The 18,427-nt window shown below is 72.0% G+C and carries 15 protein-coding genes; 5 read left to right on the forward strand and 10 right to left on the reverse strand.

The features are described from left to right. Positions 1-63 precede the first annotated feature (63 nt). Positions 64-1,368, forward strand: a complete 1,305-nt coding sequence (locus ACFY0P_RS25365; protein ID WP_388917233.1) for an MFS transporter — start codon at positions 64-66, stop codon at positions 1,366-1,368. Between the two features lie 4 nt (positions 1,369-1,372). Here ACFY0P_RS25365 and ACFY0P_RS25370 read toward each other — a convergent pair whose 3' ends face one another. After that, positions 1,373-1,822 carry a cyclic nucleotide-binding domain-containing protein gene (locus tag ACFY0P_RS25370; protein ID WP_388917236.1) on the reverse strand — a complete coding sequence of 150 codons (450 nt, stop codon included), beginning with the start codon at positions 1,820-1,822 and terminating at the stop codon, positions 1,373-1,375. 397 nt (positions 1,823-2,219) lie between these two features. Here ACFY0P_RS25370 and ACFY0P_RS25375 point away from each other — a divergent pair, with 397 nt between their 5' ends. The 3 genes from ACFY0P_RS25375 (at position 2,220) to ACFY0P_RS25385 (ending at position 4,117) form a co-directional block, all read left to right on the forward strand. After that, positions 2,220-2,642 carry an ATP-binding protein gene (locus ACFY0P_RS25375; protein ID WP_388917239.1) on the forward strand — a complete coding sequence of 141 codons (423 nt, stop codon included), beginning with the start codon at positions 2,220-2,222 and terminating at the stop codon, positions 2,640-2,642. Positions 2,643-2,877: 235 nt separating this feature from the next. After that, positions 2,878-3,711 (forward strand): SigB/SigF/SigG family RNA polymerase sigma factor, encoded by an 834-nt coding sequence (locus ACFY0P_RS25380; RefSeq protein ID WP_388917242.1) that lies wholly within the window; start codon positions 2,878-2,880, stop codon positions 3,709-3,711. 49 nt (positions 3,712-3,760) lie between these two features. Next, positions 3,761-4,117 (forward strand): DUF5133 domain-containing protein, encoded by a 357-nt coding sequence (locus ACFY0P_RS25385; RefSeq protein WP_388917245.1) that lies wholly within the window; start codon positions 3,761-3,763, stop codon positions 4,115-4,117. A 7-nt stretch (positions 4,118-4,124) separates the two neighbouring features. Here ACFY0P_RS25385 and ACFY0P_RS25390 read toward each other — a convergent pair whose 3' ends face one another. Together ACFY0P_RS25390 and ACFY0P_RS25395 are read right to left on the reverse strand one after the other, a co-directional pair. After that, the gene (locus ACFY0P_RS25390) at positions 4,125-6,371 is read right to left on the reverse strand and encodes an FUSC family protein (RefSeq protein WP_388917248.1); all 2,247 of its coding nucleotides are present in this window, start codon (positions 6,369-6,371) and stop codon (positions 4,125-4,127) included. Between the two features lie 16 nt (positions 6,372-6,387). Continuing rightward, positions 6,388-7,764: an NAD(P)/FAD-dependent oxidoreductase gene (locus tag ACFY0P_RS25395; protein WP_388917251.1), complete on the reverse strand. Its 1,377-nt coding sequence runs from the start codon at positions 7,762-7,764 to the stop codon at positions 6,388-6,390. 254 nt (positions 7,765-8,018) lie between these two features. Between ACFY0P_RS25395 and ACFY0P_RS25400 the strand changes: the two genes are divergently transcribed. After that, a complete protein-coding gene (locus ACFY0P_RS25400; protein WP_388917253.1) occupies positions 8,019-8,828 on the forward strand; it encodes a methyltransferase domain-containing protein in 810 nt (269 codons plus the stop codon). Positions 8,829-8,897: 69 nt separating this feature from the next. Here ACFY0P_RS25400 and ACFY0P_RS25405 read toward each other — a convergent pair whose 3' ends face one another. From ACFY0P_RS25405 to ACFY0P_RS25435, 7 genes are all read right to left on the reverse strand, one after another. Next, positions 8,898-9,332, reverse strand: a complete 435-nt coding sequence (locus ACFY0P_RS25405; protein ID WP_388917256.1) for an ATP-binding protein — start codon at positions 9,330-9,332, stop codon at positions 8,898-8,900. Between the two features lie 96 nt (positions 9,333-9,428). Further along, a complete protein-coding gene (locus ACFY0P_RS25410; RefSeq protein WP_388917259.1) occupies positions 9,429-11,342 on the reverse strand; it encodes an AMP-dependent synthetase/ligase in 1,914 nt (637 codons plus the stop codon). A gap of 141 nt (positions 11,343-11,483) precedes the next feature. Next, a complete protein-coding gene (locus ACFY0P_RS25415) occupies positions 11,484-12,572 on the reverse strand; it encodes a glutamate--cysteine ligase (RefSeq protein WP_388917306.1) in 1,089 nt (362 codons plus the stop codon). 106 nt (positions 12,573-12,678) lie between these two features. Beyond that, positions 12,679-14,883 carry a 1,4-alpha-glucan branching enzyme gene (glgB, locus tag ACFY0P_RS25420; protein WP_388917262.1) on the reverse strand — a complete coding sequence of 735 codons (2,205 nt, stop codon included), beginning with the start codon at positions 14,881-14,883 and terminating at the stop codon, positions 12,679-12,681. 4 nt (positions 14,884-14,887) lie between these two features. After that, complete coding sequence (locus tag ACFY0P_RS25425; RefSeq protein ID WP_388917264.1) at positions 14,888-16,252, reverse strand: maltokinase; 1,365 nt, start codon at positions 16,250-16,252, stop codon at positions 14,888-14,890. A gap of 31 nt (positions 16,253-16,283) precedes the next feature. Next, the gene (gene treS / locus ACFY0P_RS25430) at positions 16,284-18,002 is read right to left on the reverse strand and encodes a maltose alpha-D-glucosyltransferase (RefSeq protein WP_388917266.1); all 1,719 of its coding nucleotides are present in this window, start codon (positions 18,000-18,002) and stop codon (positions 16,284-16,286) included. Beyond that, a partial coding sequence (locus ACFY0P_RS25435) for an alpha-glucosidase C-terminal domain-containing protein (protein WP_388917268.1) occupies positions 17,999-18,427 on the reverse strand: 429 nt, incomplete at its 5' end. The genes ACFY0P_RS25435 and treS, both read right to left, overlap by 4 nt.

An 18,427-nucleotide genomic window follows, 5' to 3' on the forward strand; every position in this document is an offset into this window, starting at 1 on the left:
ATAGTGAACCTGCAACCGAAAAGATGTAGCGGGCATCGAGAAGAGCGGGACACCAGGAACTCCGTGGACACCAGCGAGAGCGGCACCCAGTCCGACATACAGACCCCTGACGACACCACGGCCGCCCCGCCCCGGAGCGGCTGGCGGCGCTGGGCGATGGACACCCGCCCGCTGCGCATCCCGGCCTACCGCAGGCTGTGGACCTCGACCATCGTCACCTCGGTCGGCAGCCAGCTGACCGCCGTCGCCGTGCCCAAGCAGATCTTCGACATCACCGGGTCGTCCGCCTGGGTCGGCGCGGCCAGCCTCGCCGGGCTGCTGCCGCTGATCGTGTTCGCGCTGTGGGGCGGCGCGGTGGCCGACACCATGGACCGCCGCAAGCTGCTGCTGATCACCAACATCGGCATCGGGGTGACCTCGCTGCTGTTCTTCGTGCAGGCGGCCACCGGGATGAAGTCCGTGGCCGCGCTGATGGTGCTGCTGGCGATGCAGCAGGCGTTCTGGGGGCTGAACGCACCGGCCCGTACCGCCTCCATCGCCCGGCTGGTCCCCGAGACGCAGCTGCCCGCCGCCAACGCGCTCGGGTCGACGGTCATGCAGACCGGGCAGGTGGTCGGTCCGCTGCTCGCCGGTGCCCTGATCCCCGTCATCGGGCTGCCCGAGCTGTACCTGATCGACGCGCTGGCGCTGTGCGTGACGGTGTGGGCGGTCTACCGGCTGCCCGCGCTGCCGCCGCTGGCGGGCGCCACGGCGCGGCGGGCCGGGGTGCGCGAGATCGCGGAGGGCTTCCGCTACATCTCCATGCACAAGGTGCTGCTGCTGTCGTTCCTCGCGGACATCATCGCGATGGTCCTCGGCATGCCCCGCGCCCTGTTCCCGCAGCTCGCCGCCCAGACGTACGCCTCCTACGGCGAGGGGCTCGCGCTCGGCCTGCTGTTCGCGGCGATCCCGGTCGGCGCGGTCCTCGGCGGGCTCTTCTCCGGGACCTTCTCGCGGGCCCGCCGGCACGGCCTGATGGTGATCGGTGCGGTGGTCGGCTGGGGTGCGGCCGTCGCCGGGTTCGGGCTGAGCCACAACCTCTGGGTCGCCGTGGCCTTCCTGGCCGCCGCGGGCGTCGCCGACATGGTCTCGATGGTGTTCCGCGGCGCGATCCTGCTGTCCGCCGCGACCGACGAGATGCGGGGCCGGATGCAGGGCGTGTTCACCGTGGTGGTCGCGGGCGGTCCGCGGCTGGCCGACGTGCTGCACGGCACCGCGGGCTCGGTCTTCGGGCCGCGCGCGGCGGTCGCGGGCGGCGGGCTGCTGGTGGTGGCGGTGATGCTGGCTCTGGCCGCCGCCGTCCCGGCCCTGCGCCGCTACCGCGTCTGAGCGGCTACGCGGGCCGTCGCCCCACGTACGCGTCGAGGAGCTTGCCCCGGGTGACCTCCAGGCGGCTGGCGAGGATCTCGGCGACGGTCCGCACCAGCGACAGACCGAGCAGCGGGTCCTCCACGCACAGCGCGAGCACGGACGCGGCGTCGTACTCGTAGGCCCGCACCTGGCTGAAGGCCACCGCCCCGAAGTCCCAGGTGTACGGCGGGAACAGCCAGGACCAGCCGAGCAGGTCGCCGGCGCCCAGAGTGGCGACGGTGACCCGTTTGCGGGAGGTCACCTCCTGGTCCAGGTTGACCGCGCCCGAGCGGATCACCCAGAAGCGGTCCGCGGTGCCGCCGGCCTCGAAGATCCTGGAGTCCTCGGGGAAGGACACCTCGTGAGCCAGTTCCATGAGGCGCTCGCGCTGGGCCTGGGGCAGGGCGGTCAGCAGTTTGATGGCTTTGGTCATGGCACGGGGCTCCTCGCCGGCGAGGGTACGGGGTGCTTTCCCTACGCCCATTTCAGCCGCTGCCGCCCTGCCGGGCACCTCGAAGAAGGTGAATTCGCCGTCGGAAACCGGTCCGGGCATGAAAAAGCCCTGGCTGGACGGGGGAGACCAGCCAGGGCCGTCAGAGGTGGCGCGGGAGGACCTGCTGTCAACTCCTCGACCACTTATGGATGAACGGTAAACCATCCAGAGCTATTTCGCGTAGCCGTGAACAGGGTACGTGACCCGTTTCACTTTGGGGAGCCCCTTGTGGCCCCCGAACGGGTTTGGCCGCGCCCCGACCGGTGAGCCGAAGAGAAGAGCCCCGTACGGACGGGACCGAGCCGCCCAACCGGTCCAACACCCAGGGAGCGAAAGGATGTACGAAAAGAAGTACCGGACCGAGTCGACCATGGCACCACCTGAGTCCCGTCGGCCGCCGCTGCGGCCGGCCGACGCCCGCAGAGCGGTACGCGGCGCGGTCTCCCGAGGGGCCGTGCCATGCCCCGCTGAAGCCCTCGACGACGCCCTGCTCGTCACCTCGGAACTGACCACCAACGCGATTCTGCACGGCGGCGGGATCACCGGCTTCGCCGTCGACGTCGAGGGGTGCGCGGTACGGGTGTCGGTCAGCGATCGCAGCGACGAGATACCGGTGGCCGAACGGGCCGTGGACGAACGCGAACGCTGGCGGGTCGGCGGCCGGGGCTGGCCCATCGTCTGCCGGCTGGCCCGTGACGTGGAGGTCGCCGGACTGCCCCGCGGAGGCAAGCGGATCACCGCGGTCGTGCCCCTGGCCTGAGCCGGCGGGTGGACTTCCGCCGGGAACGGTGTTTGCGCCCGGATCGAAGGGGCAGGCGGAGTGTCGTGCTTCGGACCGGAGGCGCGCGCCAGTGGGAGCAGTCGTACGACAGCCCCCGGGTCGGCAGACCGGTCCGGGTGGTGCTTCCGCGGTGACCTGACATCGCAGTTCGGGTCGAGTCCCGGAACCACGTTCCGGTGACGCCCTGAAACCCACAGTTCAGGAGCGAATCCGCATGCCCACCGACTTGTCGACCAGCCGTTCCCGCACGCCCGACCGCACCACCCGCACGACCCCCCGCCGCACCCATGACGACGCCCCCGACACGGCGGCCCTCTTCGCCCGGCTCGCCACGCTCGACGACGGGCCCGAACGGGACGCCCTGCGCGACGAACTGGTCGCCGCCTGGCTGCCCATGGCCCACCGCATCGCCGGCCGCTTCCGCGACCGCGGCGAGTCCGTCGAGGACCTGCGCCAGGTCGCGGCCCTCGGCCTGGTCAAGGCCGTCGACCGCTACGACCCCGTACGCGGCGCCTTCGAGAGCTACGCGGTGCCCACCATCACCGGCGAGGTCAAACGGCACTTCCGCGACCGGATGTGGGCGCTGCGCGTACCGCGCCGGGTGCAGGAACTGCGCAACCGGGTACGGGTGGCCCGCCGCGAACTCACCCAGAACCCCGGCTCCGGCGAGCCCGCCCTCGCCGACCTCGCCGCCCACACCGGCCTGACCGAGGAGGAGGTCAGCACCGGCCTGGAGGCCCTGGAGAGCTTCAGCACCCTGTCCCTGGACGCCGAACTCTCCATGGGCGAGGACGGCTACAGCCTCGCCGACACCCTCGGCGACCCCGACGGCTCCTTCGACGTCGTCGTCGACCGGGAGGCCGCCAAGGAAGGGCTGCGCCGGCTGCCCGAACGGGAGCGGGCCATCCTCTACATGCGGTTCTTCGAGGACATGACCCAGAGCCGGATCGCCGACAAGCTCGGCATCTCCCAGATGCATGTCTCCCGCCTCATCAGCCGCAGCTGCGCCCGCGTCCGCGCCGAAGCGCTGGGCCGTACCACCGAATGATCCCCACGGCCTCCGTGGAACCACTTCCGACCGACCGAGGAGTGAAGCCGTGCTGCTGCCCCACCCCGCCACGCTGCGCCGACTCGTGGAGGACTACGAGCGTCTCCTCACCGCGGAGACGGCACCGGACCCGCGAGCGAGCGACCTGGCCTACACGCTCTGCGTGATCACCGGAACCCGCGACATCGCCGCGGCCCTGGCGAAGTCCCGCCACCTCCTGGCCGCCGCCGCGACAGCCGGCCTGCCACCCGTCACCATCCCCGCCACGCCCTCTTCGCCGGCACCGGACACGGCGATTGCGCCGACGGCGGCCACCGCGGTCCTGCCCCGGGTGCCGTCGGCCCCGGCGGCCGTGTTCGGGGACGCATGCGACTCCGCCTTCGTCCCCCTCGCGGTGGCGGAGTGACCCGGAGTCAGGGTGCGGGCTGCCGGACGGGGACCTGCAGTGGGCGGGCCAGGCCCGTCACCGACTCGTCCAGGCGCTGGAGATGGCGCAGCACCCGGTCGGTCACCCTGCCGTAGCGCGGGGCGCGCAATGTGCCCGGCTCCAGCATCGACGCGATGCTGGGGCCGGTCTCGATCCCGGCGTCGGACTGGTCGTCACCGACGTGGGCGGCGATCGCCTCGATGTTGTGCACGATCCGCCGTCCCGCCCCGCGCAGCCGGGGATCCGCCGCGATGGCCGGATGGGTGGGCAGGAGCTCCGCCGTGGCCGCCAGCGACCGGGCGTGGTAGGCGCAGGTCTCCAGGAGCGCCACCACATAGCGGGCGGTGTCCCGGCGGGAGCGCAGCGGGGTGATCGGATGGGTCAGCGGCTGGACGGCCGCGGCCAGATCGGCCAGCGCCTGGTCCAGATCGCGGGCCTTCTCCACCAGGTCGACCGGCGGCGCCCCGCTCAACTGGTCGGCGGCGGCCCGGGTCACGTCGGCCAGCCGGTCCAGCGTCGTCACCAGCAGTTCGTCGGTACGGATGTCGGTGTGCACCGGCAGCACCACCGCGGCCGCGATCACCCCGCACACCGCACCGAGCGCCGTCTCCGCCACCCGCAGCACCAGGACGTCCAGACTGTAGGTGTTGAGGAGCGTGTACAGCAGGCCCAGCATCGCCGTCACGAAGAACGACATCAGGGTGTACGACAGCGGTGCCGAGTAGAACATCGCGAAGATGAAGAGGAGCACCAGCCCGAACGCAGTCCAGGTGTGGTGCCCGACCAGTCCCGCGAGCCCGATACCGGCCACCACGCCGAGGACCGTGCCCAGCAGCCGCCGGTAGCCCTTGACGAGGATCTCACCGGTGGACGAGGTGTTGATGAACACGATCCAGCAGGTCAGCACCGCCCAGTACCAGCGCTGGGCGGACAGGAACTCGCCGCCGACGATGGCCAGCGACGAGCCGACCGCCACCTGCACCGCCGCCCGCGTGGTCGGCCGGCGCAGCCCGGTCGCCTCCTCGGCCTTCCGTTCGCCCTCCTCGGCGCCCTCGATGGCCGCGTCCTCGGCGTCCAGTTCCTCCCGGGACCGGGAGGTGGCAGGCGTGTCGTCGGACTCGTCCTGCGGCCCGTCCAGGGCGAGCCGCAGCCCCAGCACCGCCCGCCCGGCCTCGCCGATGCCCCGGAAGACGTCCTGGACGGCGGGCGGGGCGGCCGGCAGGTCCTCCCCCTCGCGGTAGCCGAGCAGCCGGTTGCGGAGCCGGGCCAGCGCGGTCCCCTTCCCGGGTCCGGCCGGCCGCAGCACCAGCAGCCGCAGCGCCTCCAGATCGAGCCGCAGCCGCTCCATCGCCTCGTCCCGCACCGGCTCCCCGACGGCCGACGGCAGCGGGGCGCCCGGCAGATGCAGGGTGAGCGTGTCCGCGCGCTCGGCGCTGCGGGCGGTGAGCAGCAGCAGCCCGAGCCGCTCGGCGGCGATCTCCGCGTCCGCGATCCGGCGCTGTACCAGCCGCGCCACCGTCTCGTCGGAGGTACCGTCCGCGAGCCGCCCCTGGATCAGCAGCGCCGTCTCGTGCAGCCGGGCGGTCCTGACCCGGACCTCCTCCACCGCCCGGTCCAGCTCGTCGGGCCCGGCGTCGAGCAACTCGGCCTGTGCGGAGACCAGTTGGGCGAGCCGGGCCCGGAAGGCCCGCCGCAGCCGGTCCAGGATGCCCGCGGGGGTCTGCCGTACCAGCACGAACCGCGCCAGGGCCGCGCAGCCGAACGCCACCGTGATCGTGAGGTACAGGCCCGGCAGCGCGGCCACGGTCGCGTGCACGAACAGCGAGGCGAAGTAGATCTGGAAGCCGATCAGCCCCAGCGCCGTGCCCCGGTCGCCGAAACGCCGGCTGTAGACCGCGCAGAAGATGAGCGCCACGAAGAACAGGTCGCCGATCACCACCCGCGCGTTCAGCAGCGCGCCCAGCGAGATCGAGGCCAGCGCCACCGGCAGACCGAGGGCGAGCGTGACGGCCTGCTGCGCACGCCCCTTCTCCCGGATCGCGAAGGTGGCCACCATGGCCGCGATGGCCCCGGCCACCAGGTGGGACACGTCGGCCCGCAGCGCCGCCAGCACGGCGAGCGTGAGCGCGATCGAGGTGACCGTGCGCAGGCCCGCGGTGAAACGGAGCAGCCCGGGGTCGGCCGCCGCGAGCCGCCCCCGGAACTCCGCCCGCACCGACCGCCCCGCGCTCACTCCGCCGCGCTCTGCGTCACGCCGGCGAACCGCCGGGGTCCTCGGGGCCCTCGGCCCGCGCCCGGACCTGCTCCGGCGTCAGATACGTGTCCGTGTACTCGAAGTCCTTGAGCCGGGCCGGCTTGCGGGACTGGAAGCCCGTCCGCACGAAGTCGTCACCGGCCAGGGCGTTCAGCAGCCAGTTGGTCGCGACCCGGGTCTTGGCCACGTTGGTGCGCAGCGCCGACCAGTGGTAGCCGCGGGCCACCGCCTGGGCGGGCAGCCCGCGCAGCTCGATGCCGAGCGGCTTGGAGACCGCGTCCTTGCCGCCGAGGTCCACCACCAGCCCCAGGTCCTTGTGCACGTACGGGTGCAGCGGCTGGTTGCGCAGGGCCGCGATGACGTTGTCGGCCACCGCCTTGCCCTGCCGCATGGCGTGCTGCGCGGTCGGCGGGCAGACCGCGCCCGCCTCGCCCTTCGCCTTGTCCGGCACGGCCGCCGCGTCGCCGAGCGCGAACACCCCGTCGTGACCGGGCAGGGTCATCTCGGCGGTGACCGCGAGCCGTCCCCGGACGGTCTCGGCGCCCATGGTGGCGATCAGCGGGCTGGCGACCACCCCGGCCGTCCAGATCAGCGTGTGGGTGGGCACCACGCGGCCGTCGGTGAAGGTGACCTCCTCGGGACCGGCCTTCTCGATCGACACCCCCAGGGAGACGTCGATGCCGCGGCGGCGCAGCACCTCCTGGGCGCTGCGGCCGAGCTTGTCGCCGAGCTCCGGCATCAGCTTCGGGGCGATGTCGATCAGGTGCCACTTGATCAGCTTCGGGTCCAGGTTCGGGTAGCGGTGCAGGGCCGCGTGCGTGAGCTTCTGGAGACAGGCCGCGGTCTCGGTGCCCGCGTAGCCGCCGCCGACCACCACGAACTGCAGCCGTGCGGCGCGTTCGGCCGGGTCGTCGCTGGCGTCGGCGAGATCGAGCTGGGAGATGACGTGGTCACGGATGTAGGCGGCCTCGGCGAGGGTCTTCATCCCGAACGCGTGCTCGGTCAGGCCGGGAATGTCGAAGGTGCGGGTGACACTGCCCGGGGCCAGCACGATGTAGTCGTACGACTCGTTCACGAGCTTGTCGGTTATGGTGCGGACGACGCACACCTTGGACTTCAGGTCCACCCCGACCGCGCCGCCCGGGATGATCCGGGTGCGGTACCTCTTGCTGCGGCGCAGCGAGACGGCGATCGACTGCGGCGTCAGCACGCCGGAGGCGACCTGCGGCAGCAGGGGCAGATAAAGCTGGTAGGAGGTCGGCGACACCAGGGTGACGTCGGCTTCGTCGGGGGCGAGCTTCCGCTCCAGGCGGCGCACGCACCCCACTCCGGCGAAGCCTGCGCCCACCACCAGGATCCTGGGTCGTGTCACGGTGTATCCCTTTCCGCTGCTCCGGGCCGTTCGGCTCGACGCCGTCCGCGTGCCCCGGAACGCTTGCTTCGCACATCGATCCCACCGTGCCCGGCGCCGTTCCGCCAGCCGGGCGGAGCAGGCAGCCGAACGCGTGGGCTCCAGCATGCCCCTCGATCGCCGGGAGAAACCGGCTGTCGCACAGATATGCGCCGGACTTGCATCCGGTCAAAGGCTGTCCCACGGCGATCACATACGCCAGTAGAGTGCCCGCCATGGCGCAGACCCAGCCCGGAACGGGCTTCCAGAAGAGGCACGTCGACCCCGGCCGCGTGACCCCGCTGGTCGCCGCCTTGGACTCCCAGGACGCCAACCCCGGCGTACGGCGGCTGCGCGCCTGGGCCGAGGAGGCACTGGCGGTGCGCCCGGGCGAGCGGCTCCTCGACGTCGGCTCCGGAACCGGCTCGATGACGAGGGCACTGGCCGCCGCGGCAGGGCCGGACGGCGTCGCGATCGGCGTCGAGGTCAACCCGAGTCTGCGCGCGGTCGCCGAGGAACGGTCCGCCGACAGCAGGGCCCGCTTCCTGCAGGGCGAGGCGGAGGCGCTGCCGGTGCCGGACGGCTCGATGGACGTCGTGTGGTGCGAACGGGTCCTCCAGCATCTCCACGAGCCCGACCGGGCGATCGCCGAGATGGCCCGGGTGCTGCGCCCCGGCGGCCGGGTGGCGGTGCTCGACACCGACTGGGGGACCACTCTCCTGCACCCCGGTGACCCGGCGGTGGTGCGCGCGCTGACCGCGGCCGCGCTCAACGGCGCCAACCCCTACTCCGGGCGCCGCCTGGTCGGCCAGCTCAGCGCGGCCGGGTTCGTGGTGGACGACCGCGGCTCGCAGGCCCTGCTCCAGGACCACAGCTCGGTCGCCTGGCCGCTGATCCGCATGCTCGGCGAGGCCGCCGTGCGCACCGGCGCCGTCACCGAGGAACAGCGGGACACCCTGTACGCCGATCTCGCCGAGGCCGCCGAGCAGGGGGCGGTGCACATGTCGGTGACGATGTTCGGGGTGGTCGCCCACCGGCCCGAGTGACCGCACCCGGCCCCAGGGCAGGCCATCACCAGCGCATCCCTCCACCGGGTCGTCCTCACCGGGTCGTCCTCACCAGGGCAGGAAGGCGTGGATGTCCTTGCCGTCCGTGGTGACGACCACGCTGACCTGGTCGCACAGGGTGTGCAGCAGGTGCCAGCCGACCCCGCCCCCGCCTCCGTCCGGGTGGAAGGGCCGCGGCTCGGGCCGGATTTGGCTGGAGTCGTGCATCGTGACGTGGACGCCGTCGTACGTGCGGCGCATCCGCAGCTCGAAGGGGCCCGGCGCGTACTGGACGACGTTGGCGGCCAGCTCCGTCACGACCAGCAGGATGTCGTTCCAGCAGTCGGGGCCGGAGGGCGGCGAGACGCGGGCGAGACCGGCGAGGTAGCCGTCGGCGGCGAGCCGGGCACCGGTCACGTCGCGGAGACGGCCCGGGAAGGGGACCGTGCATCCGTCGGTCTCCTGCGCGGATCCTCTGTCGTCCCGCCGTGGTCCGGTCCCCATCTCGTCTCTTTCAGTCCCGGAAAGGTGCTCTCGTCGCGCTGGTCTCTTCTCCTTCGCGGCGAGTTCCCACCATGGCGCCGGCTACGCCTGGTCCGCTCACCGGAACACGTTGTCCGAGTCGTCCCAGTCGGCCGGTTCGGGCTGGCCCGGGCGGCCCGGCCGGCGTACCGCCTGTGAGCGGGCCTGGTACATGGCGTCGATCTCGGCCGCGTAGTGGCGCGCTATGGCGTCCCGGCGCAGCTTCATCGACGGCGTCAGCATGCCGTTGCCCGGGGCGAACGGTTCCTGGAGCACCCGGTAGACCCGGATCGACTCGGAGCGGGACACCACACTGTTGGCGGACGCGATGGCGCGGGCGATCTCCTCACGCAGCGCGTTCTCCTCGCGCGCCTCGCGGCCGGGCGAGTCGCCCGGCACCGCCAGCGCCCCCCGCCAGTGCGCGAGGAAGTCCGGGTCCAGGGTGATCAGCGCGCCCACACAGGGCCGGTCGTCGCCGACGACCACCGCCTGGTGCACCAGGGGGTGCATCCGCAGCCGCTGCTCCAGCGGGGCCGGGGCCACACTCTTGCCGCTGCTCGTGATGATGATGTCCTTCTTGCGGCCCGTGATGGTCAGATAGCCCTCGGAGTCCAGCCGCCCGATGTCCCCGGTGGCCAGCCAGCCGCCGCGCAGCGCGGCCCGGGTCGCGTAGTCGTCACCGACGTAGCCCTGGAACACCGACGGACCGCGCACCAGGATCTCGCCGTCGTCGGCCACCTGGATCTGGGTGCCCGGCAGGGCCTGGCCCACCGTGCCCGACTTCTCCCGGCCCAGCGGCTGCATGGTGATCCCGCCGCTGGACTCGGTGAGGCCGTAGCCGTCATGGACGTACATACCGATGCCCTCGTAGAACAGGGTGAGTTCGCGGCTGAGCGAGGAGCCGCCGGACGTGGCCCGCAGCACCCGCCCGCCGAGCGCCCCCCGCAGCTTGCGGTACACCGTCCGCTCGTACAGGGCGTGCTGCAGGCGCAGGTCGAAGCCCGGACCCGCCCCGGTGCCCAGCCGCTGCCGTTCCGTGGCCGCGGCGAAGTCCCGCGCGGTCTCCGCGGCCCGCTCGAACAGAGCGCCCCGGCCGTGCTGCTGGGAGGTGCGCAGGAACGTCTTGTACAGCTTCTCCAGCACCGACGGCACGGCGTACAGATAGGTCGGCCGGAACGTGGCCAGCGCCGCGGCCAGCGCGGCCTCGGTCATCTCCGGCTCGTGGCCCATCAGGATTCCGCCGCGCAGACAGATCACCATGATCATCAGGCCGTACACGTGCGAGAACGGCAGGAAGGCCAGGACGGAGGCCTGTTCGCCGGGGCGCGCCGCGGTATGTGCCCAGCCCGCCAGCAGGGTGTCGCACGGGTACGCGAGCCCGCGGTGGCTCAGCGCGCAGCCCAGCGGACGGCCCGAGGTGCCCGAGGTGTAGGTGATGGCCGCCGTCGAGTCGGGCATCACGATCCGGCGCAGCGACTCCACCGTGGTCAGCGGGACGAACGTGCCCTTCTGCACCAGCTCGGGCAGCGCCCCCGCGTCCAGCTGCCACACGTGCTTGAGCCCGGGCAGCCCCTCGCACACGGTGCCGACGGTCATCACCGCCTGCTCGTCCTCGACCACCACGGCCACACAGCGGGCGTCGCGCAGGATCCACTCGACCTGGTCCCGGGAGGACGTCGGGTGGATCGGGACGACCTCCGCCCCCACCGACCACAGCGCGAGGCCGAAGACCGTCCACTCGTAGCGCGTCCGCGCCATCACGGCCACCCGGTGCCCGGGCGAGATCCCCGACGCGATCAGCCCCTTGGCCAGGTCGACCACCTCGTCCCGCAGTTCGACCGCGGTGACCTCCTCCCAGCCCGCGGGGGCGCCCTCGGGCCGGCGCGCCAGCACCGGCAGTGTGGGGTTCCGGTCCGCCGTCTCGAAGATGCTGTCGGCGAGCCCGCCGGCCAGGGTCGAAGCGGTCGTCGGAGCGAGGGCGTAGTCGCGCATGCGCTGCTCCTGGATGTACGGAGGGTTACCCTCCCGATCGGTACTGTTGTCGACGCGGGTCGAATCTAGCCCAGGGGAGTGCGGCTCGGGTCGGGAACGGTCAACTCGTTTCCACCTGATGACAAAGCTCAGCCCGGGGGTTCAGCCCTGGGTGCGGCGTACACACTCCACGACGACGTCCCGCAGGCTCCCGCCGCGCTCCAGGAACGACCGCTGCTCGCGGGCGCCGGTACCCCTGTGCAGCAACTGTGCGACGGCCTCCTGGACGCCGATCGTGTCACCGCTGTCGGCCAGCGCGTCCGCGGTGTGCGCCAGCAGGGCGCGCACCACCTCGACGGCGGGCCGGGGCCGCATGGTCACGGGGTCCAGGAGGTCCTGCTCCAGGCCGAGGCGGGCGGCCTGCCAGGAGGCCAGCCGGAGCATGCTCACGCTGGGGTCGAGCGGCGGCCGCCCGGCCCGCCAGTCGCGCGCGGCCGTCTCCACCAGGGCGCGGATCAGCGTGGCGACGAGGACGGTGGTGTCCGCCCGCAGGCACACGTCCGCCACCCGGATCTCCACCGTCGGGTAGCGCGTGGACAGCCGGGCGTCGAAGTACACCATCCCCGCGTCGAGGATGACCCCGCTGCCCACCATGTCCGCGACCCGCCGCCGGTACCCTTCGGCCGAGCCGAACAGCTCGGTCGGCCCCGCCGACGGACCGCGCGCCCACAGCCGGCTGCGGAAGCTGGCGTAACCGGAGTCCCGGCCCTGCCAGAACGGCGAGTTGGCGCTGAGCGCACGCAGCACCGGAAGCCAGGGCCGGATCCGGTCGAGGACGGCGACGCCCTCCTCGTCGGACTCCACCGACACGTGCACATGGCAGCCGCAGACGAACCAGTCCACCATGGCGGCGCCGTACCGCCCGGCCATCCAGTGGTAGCGCTCGTGCCGGGTGAGCGCCGGGTCGACCGGCAGGGGATAGGTGGCGAGCGCCGCGACCGCGCAGCCGATCTCGCCGGCCAGCCGGCCCGCCTCCTTGCGGCAGGCGACGATCTCGGCGCCGAGCTCCGCCATGTCCCGCTGCGGACTGGTCGCGAGCTCCAGCATCTGCCCGAACAGCTCCTTCTGGAACACGGCCTGTCCGGGATCGTCCAGGGCGGCCCGGTCGACGACGGCGGCCGACCAGGGCGCCGGCTCCCCGCTGTCCGGGTGGACCAGCAGAAGTTCTTCCTCCACTCCGACGGTACGCAGCACGGGGAACCGCCCTCCGGCCGGGCCGCGACCGGGCGCGGCGGGGTCTTTCATCCGGGACTGCCCGAACCCGGCCGGGGAAACACGTGCCGCGGCCCTCGGCGGGTTACGGGGCGACAGGCTCCAGCCACACCGTGCCGAGCGGGGGCAGCGTGACCCGCAGAGACCCGTCGTCGGCGAGCAGCGGCCCCCGGCTGACGACGTCCCCGCCGCCGTACCGGGCACTGTCGGTGTTGAGGATCTCCTGCCAGACGGGCGTCCCCCTGGGCACGCTCAGCCGGTAGCCGGGACGGACCACGGGGGAGAGGTTGGAGACCGCCAGCAGCGGCCGGGCCTCGGCATCGAACCTCAGGAAGGCGAAGACGTTGTCCTCGGCCGCGTCACCCACGACCCACTGGAACCCCGCCGGATCGGTGTCGCGCTGCCACAGCGCGGGGTGCGCGCGGTACCCGGAGTTGAGATCGCGGACCAGATCCCGGACACCCCGGTGATCGGCCTCGGCCCCGTATCCGGCGTCGAGCAGCCACCAGTCGGGGCCGTCGGCGTGGGACCACTCGCCGCCCTGGGCGAACTCCTGCCCCATGAAGAGCAGTTGCTTGCCCGGATGGGCCCACATGAAGGCCAGATACGCGCGGTGGTTGGCACGCTGCTGCCACCAGTCGCCGGGCATCTTCGAGACGAGCGAGCGCTTGCCGTGCACGACCTCGTCGTGGGAGATGGGCAGGACGTAGTTCTCGCTGTACGCGTAGACCATCGAGAAGGTCATCTCGTCGTGGTGGTACTTGCGGTGCACCGGCTCGTGCTTGATGTACTCCAGCGAGTCGTGCATCCAGCCCATGTTCCACTTCAGCCCGAAGCCCAGCCCGCCGCTGTCGGTCGGCCGGGTCACCCCGTCCCATGCGGTGGACTCCTCGGCGATGGTCACCACCCCGGGCGCCCGCCGGTACACGGTCGCGTTCATCTCCTGCAGGAACGCCACCGCGTCCAGGTCCTCGCGCCCGCCGAACACGTTGGGCGTCCACTGCCCGGAGTCCCGCGAGTAGTCGAGGTAGAGCATCGAGGCGACCGCGTCCACCCGCAGCCCGTCGATGTGGAACTCCTCGCACCAGTACACGGCGTTGGCGACCAGGAAGTTGCGCACCTCCACCCGGCCGAGGTCGAACTCGTAGGTACCCCAGTCCGGATGCTCGGCCCGCCGGTCGTCCCCGGGCTCGTACAGCGGGTCCCCGTCGAAGCGGGCCAGCGCCCAGTCGTCCTTGGGGAAGTGGGCCGGCACCCAGTCCATGATCACGCCGATGCCGGCCCGGTGCAGGGCGTCGACCAGGTACCTGAAGTCGTCGGGGGTGCCGAGCCGGGAGGTCGGCGCGTAGAAGCCGGTGACCTGGTAGCCCCAGGACCCGCCGAAGGGGTGCTCGGCGACCGGCATGAACTCGACGTGCGTGAAGCCCAGGTCGTTGACGTACGCGGGCAGTTCCTCGGCCAGCTGACGGTAGTCCAGGCCCGGCCGCCAGGACGGCAGGTGCACCTCGTACACCGAGAACGGCGCCTCGTGCACCGGCACGTCGCCGCGGTGCGCCATCCACTCCGCGTCCGCCCACTCGTGCCGGGACACCGTCACGATCGACGCGGTGGCGGGCGGCACCTCCGTCCGCCGGGCCATCGGGTCCGCCTTGAGGAACCGGCCGCCGTACCGGGAGGTGATCTCGAACTTGTACCGGGCACCCTCGCCCACCCCCGGCAGGAACAGCTCCCACACCCCGGCCGCCCCCAGCGAGCGCATCGGGAACTGCGTGCCGTCCCAGCACGTGAAGTCGCCGGCCACCCTTACGCCCTGGGCGTTCGGCGCCCACACCGTGAACCGGGTGCCGGCCACCCCGTCATGGGTCATCGGCTCGGCACCGAGCGCCTTCCACAGCTGCTCGTGCCGCCCCTCCCGGATCAGATGCAGGTCGAACTCACCGAGCGCGGGCAGGAAGCGGTACGGGTCGTGGACCTCGTGCTCCCCGTCCTCGTACTCGACGAGGAGGGTGTACGACGGGACCTCGGCGTACGGCAGCACGGCCGCGAAGAGCCCGTCGTCCTCCGGTGCCAGGGGGCTGCGCACCCCGTCGACGAGCACGCTCACGGCGCGCGCGTGCGGACGCAGCGCCCGGAAGAGGGTGCCGCCGTCCACCGGACGGGCGCCGAGCAGGGCGTGCGGATCGTGGTGGGTGCCCGCGAGCAGGCGCCCGCGGTCGGTGGCGTCCAGGGCCGGGGCCGTGGAACGGGAGGGGCCTGAGGGCTCCGGGAGCGAAGAGTCGCGCAGTGCCATGACGTCAGCCTCTCCAGCGGGCGAGCCGCTCGATCGCGGCCATCGGAACCGGAAGCCAGGCCGGCCGGTGCCGGGCTTCGTACACCACCTCGTACACCGCGCGGTCCGTCTCGTGGGCGCGCAGCAGTGCGTGCTTCCTGCGCGGGTCCCAGCCGGCCCGGGCAGCGTAACCCGCGCAGTAGGCCTCCCGGCAGCGGCGGGCCCACTCCGGGCGCCACGGGCGGCGCTGCCGGGCCGCGTAGTCGAAGGAGCGCAGCATCCCGGCGACGTCCCGCACCGGCGACTGGGTGCTGCGCCGCTCGGCGAGCGGCCGGGACGGCTCGCCCTCGAAGTCGATGACGAACCACTCCTGGTCCGCCCGCAGCACCTGCCCGAGATGGAGATCGCCGTGGATCCGCTGGGCGAGCGGCCCCGCGTCACAGGTGGCGAGCGCCTCGAAGGCGCCGCGCAGCCCGGGGACGAACGGCCGCAGCACAGGCACCGCGTCCGCGGCCGCGTCCAGCCGCGCCGACATCGCCTCGGCCGTGCGGCTGTATTCGTCGTGGACGGCGGACGGGAAGGCGGCGGCGAGCGCGAGATGCACGTCCGCGGTGGCCCGCCCCAGCTCGTGCGCCTCGGTGGTGAAGTCGTCCCCGGCCGCGAGCGCGCGCAGGGCCAGGGTCCAGCCGTCGGCCGCGTCCGGCAGGAAGGGCTGCAGTACCCCGAGGGTCGCCGGGCTCGGCTCGGTGGTGCGGAACCAGGCCACCGGCGCCGGCACCCGCGCGCAGCCCTGCGCGGCCAGCGCACCGGGGACCTCCAGATCCGGGTTGACCCCGGGCTGTATCCGCCGGAACACCTTCAGGATGTAGGAGTCGCCGTACACCAGGGAGGAGTTGGACTGCTCGGCGTCCAGCAGCCGCGGCGCGAGTCCGCCGGGTATCCGGGCCTCCGGGGCGACCTCGAAGCGCAGTGGGCCCGCGGTGCCGGGTATGCGCAGCCGCTCCAGGAGCAGTTCGGCCGCGCGCGGGTCGTGCAGGGCGTCGTAGACCGCGAGTCCGGCCAGCGGACCTTCCTCGGCCCGGCCTATGCAGGCCCGCTCCAGCCTGGGCGCGCGGTGTTCGCGGACGCCGAGCAGAAGCTGGTAGCAGTCACCGGACGGGGTGGTGCCCCCGTGGGGGGAGTGGTCGGCGTGGACCAGCAGGTGCAGGCAGCCCGGGAAGAGTTCGGTCATGGACAGCACGGACAGCTCGGTCACGGGCCGGTCCTTGCCCGCGAACCAGCGCTGCCGCGGCAGCCAGTCGCGCAGCAGCCCGCCCAGCGAGCCGAGCGAGCCCAGCGGCCGGTCGAGGCCGGCCGTCGTGCCCCGGGGCAGGTCAACTGTCTTCGTCATGGTGACGCGTCCTTTCCTCGGCTCCGCACGCTCAGCGCCGACGGCCGATGCGGGAGGCGACTCGGGAGAGCCGGAACCAGTAGAAGCCGTGCCCCGCGAGGGTGAGCAGATACGGCAGTTCACCGATGGCGGGGAACCGCACCCCGCCGATCAGCTCGACCGGATGCCGGCCGTCGTAGGCCCGCAGATCGAGTTCGGTGGGCTGCGCGAAGCGGGAGAAGTTGTGCACGCACAGGACGAGGTCGTCCTCGTACTCGCGCAGGAACGCCAGGACCGCCGGGTTGGAGGACTGCAGTTCGGTGTAGGACCCCAGTCCGAAGGCAGGATTCTGCTTGCGGATCTCGATCATGCGGCGGGTCCAGTGCAGCAGGGACGACGGCGAGGACATGGAGGCCTCGACGTTGGTGACCTGGTAGCCGTAGACGGGGTCCATGATGGCCGGCAGGTAGAGCCGTCCCGGGTCGCAGGAGGAGAAGCCGGCGTTGCGGTCCGGCGTCCACTGCATGGGGGTGCGCACCGCGTCCCGGTCGCCGAGCCAGATGTTGTCGCCCATGCCGATCTCGTCGCCGTAGTAGAGGATCGGCGAGCCGGGCAGGGACAGCAGCAGGGCGGTGAAGAGCTCGATCTGGTTGCGGTCGTTGTCCAGGAGGGTGGCGAGGCGGCGGCGGATGCCGATGTTGGCGCGCATACGCGGGTCCTTCGCGTATTCGGCCCACATGTAGTCGCGTTCCTCGTCGGTGACCATTTCCAGGGTCAGCTCGTCGTGGTTGCGCAGGAAGATGCCCCACTGGCAGCCGGAGGGGATGGCGGGGGTCTTGGCGAGGATCTCCGAGACGGGGTAGCGGGATTCCCGGCGCACCGCCATGAAGATCCGCGGCATGACCGGGAAATGGAACGCCATGTGGCACTCGTCGCCACCCTTGTCGTAGTCGCCGAAGTAGTCGACGACGTCCTCGGGCCACTGGTTGGCCTCGGCCAGCAGCACGGTGTCCGGGAACATGGCGTCGATCTCGCGGCGGACCCGCCTCAGGAACTCGTGGGTCGCGGGCAGGTTCTCGCAGTTGGTGCCCTCCTCCGCGTACAGGTAGGGCACCGCGTCGAGGCGGAAGCCGTCGATGCCCAGGTCCAGCCAGAACCGGAGCGCCGCCAGCACCTCCTCCTGGACGGCCGGGTTCTCGTAGTTGAGGTCCGGCTGGTGCGAGAAGAACCGGTGGAAGTAGTACTGACCGCGCACGGGGTCGAAGGTCCAATTGGAGACCTCGGTGTCGACGAAGATGATCCGCGCGTCCTGGTACTGCTTGTCGTCGTCCGCCCACATGTAGAAGTCGCCGTAGGGCCCGTCCGGGTTCTTCCGGGACTCCTGGAACCACGGGTGCTGGTCGCTGGTGTGGTTGACGACGAAGTCGATGATGACGCGCATGCCGCGCTGGTGGGCGGCGTCGACGAACTCCACGAAGTCGGCTAGGTCACCGAACTCCGGGAGTACGGCGGTGTAGTCGGAGACGTCGTAGCCGCCGTCCCGCAGCGGGGACTTGAAGAAGGGCGGCAGCCAGAGGCAGTCGACGCCGAGCCACTGCAGGTAGTCGAGTTTCGCGGTCAGGCCCTTGAGGTCGCCGATGCCGTCGCCGTTGCTGTCCTGGAAGGAGCGGACCAGGACCTCGTAGAAGACGGCGCGTTTGAACCAGTCCGGGTCCCGGTCCTTCGCGGGAGTGTCCTCGAAGGTGTCCGGGACGGGTTCGTTGACAGTCATGACGCGCTGGGCCCTCCGTTCGCTGGTGCCGGCCGCTCTGCCTGGAGCACGTGCGCCGGCGTCCGGCCGGGCGTGAGGCGCACATAGGCGGTCCTGCCCCACGAGTAGGTCTCACCCGTCAGTTCGTCCTGCACGGACAGGACGGCGTTCCAGTCCAGGCCGAGTTGCGGCATGTCCAACGAGACCGTGGCCTCCTGGGTGTGGTGCGGATCAAGGTTCACGACCACCAGAACCGTGTCCGGCCCGGTGCGCTTGCTGTACGCGATGACGGAGTCGTTGTCCGTGTGGTGGAAGCGCAGGTTGCGCAGCTGCCGGAGCGCGGGGTGGCGGCGCCGGACGGCGTTGAGGCGGGTGATCAGGGGGGCGATGCCATCCGTCTCGGCGCGGGCCCAGTCGCGGGGTTTGAGCTGGTACTTCTCCGAGTC

Source organism: Streptomyces sp. NPDC001714 (genome assembly GCF_042892755.1).
In the GTDB taxonomy this organism is placed as follows: Bacteria; Actinomycetota; Actinomycetes; order Streptomycetales; family Streptomycetaceae; genus Streptomyces.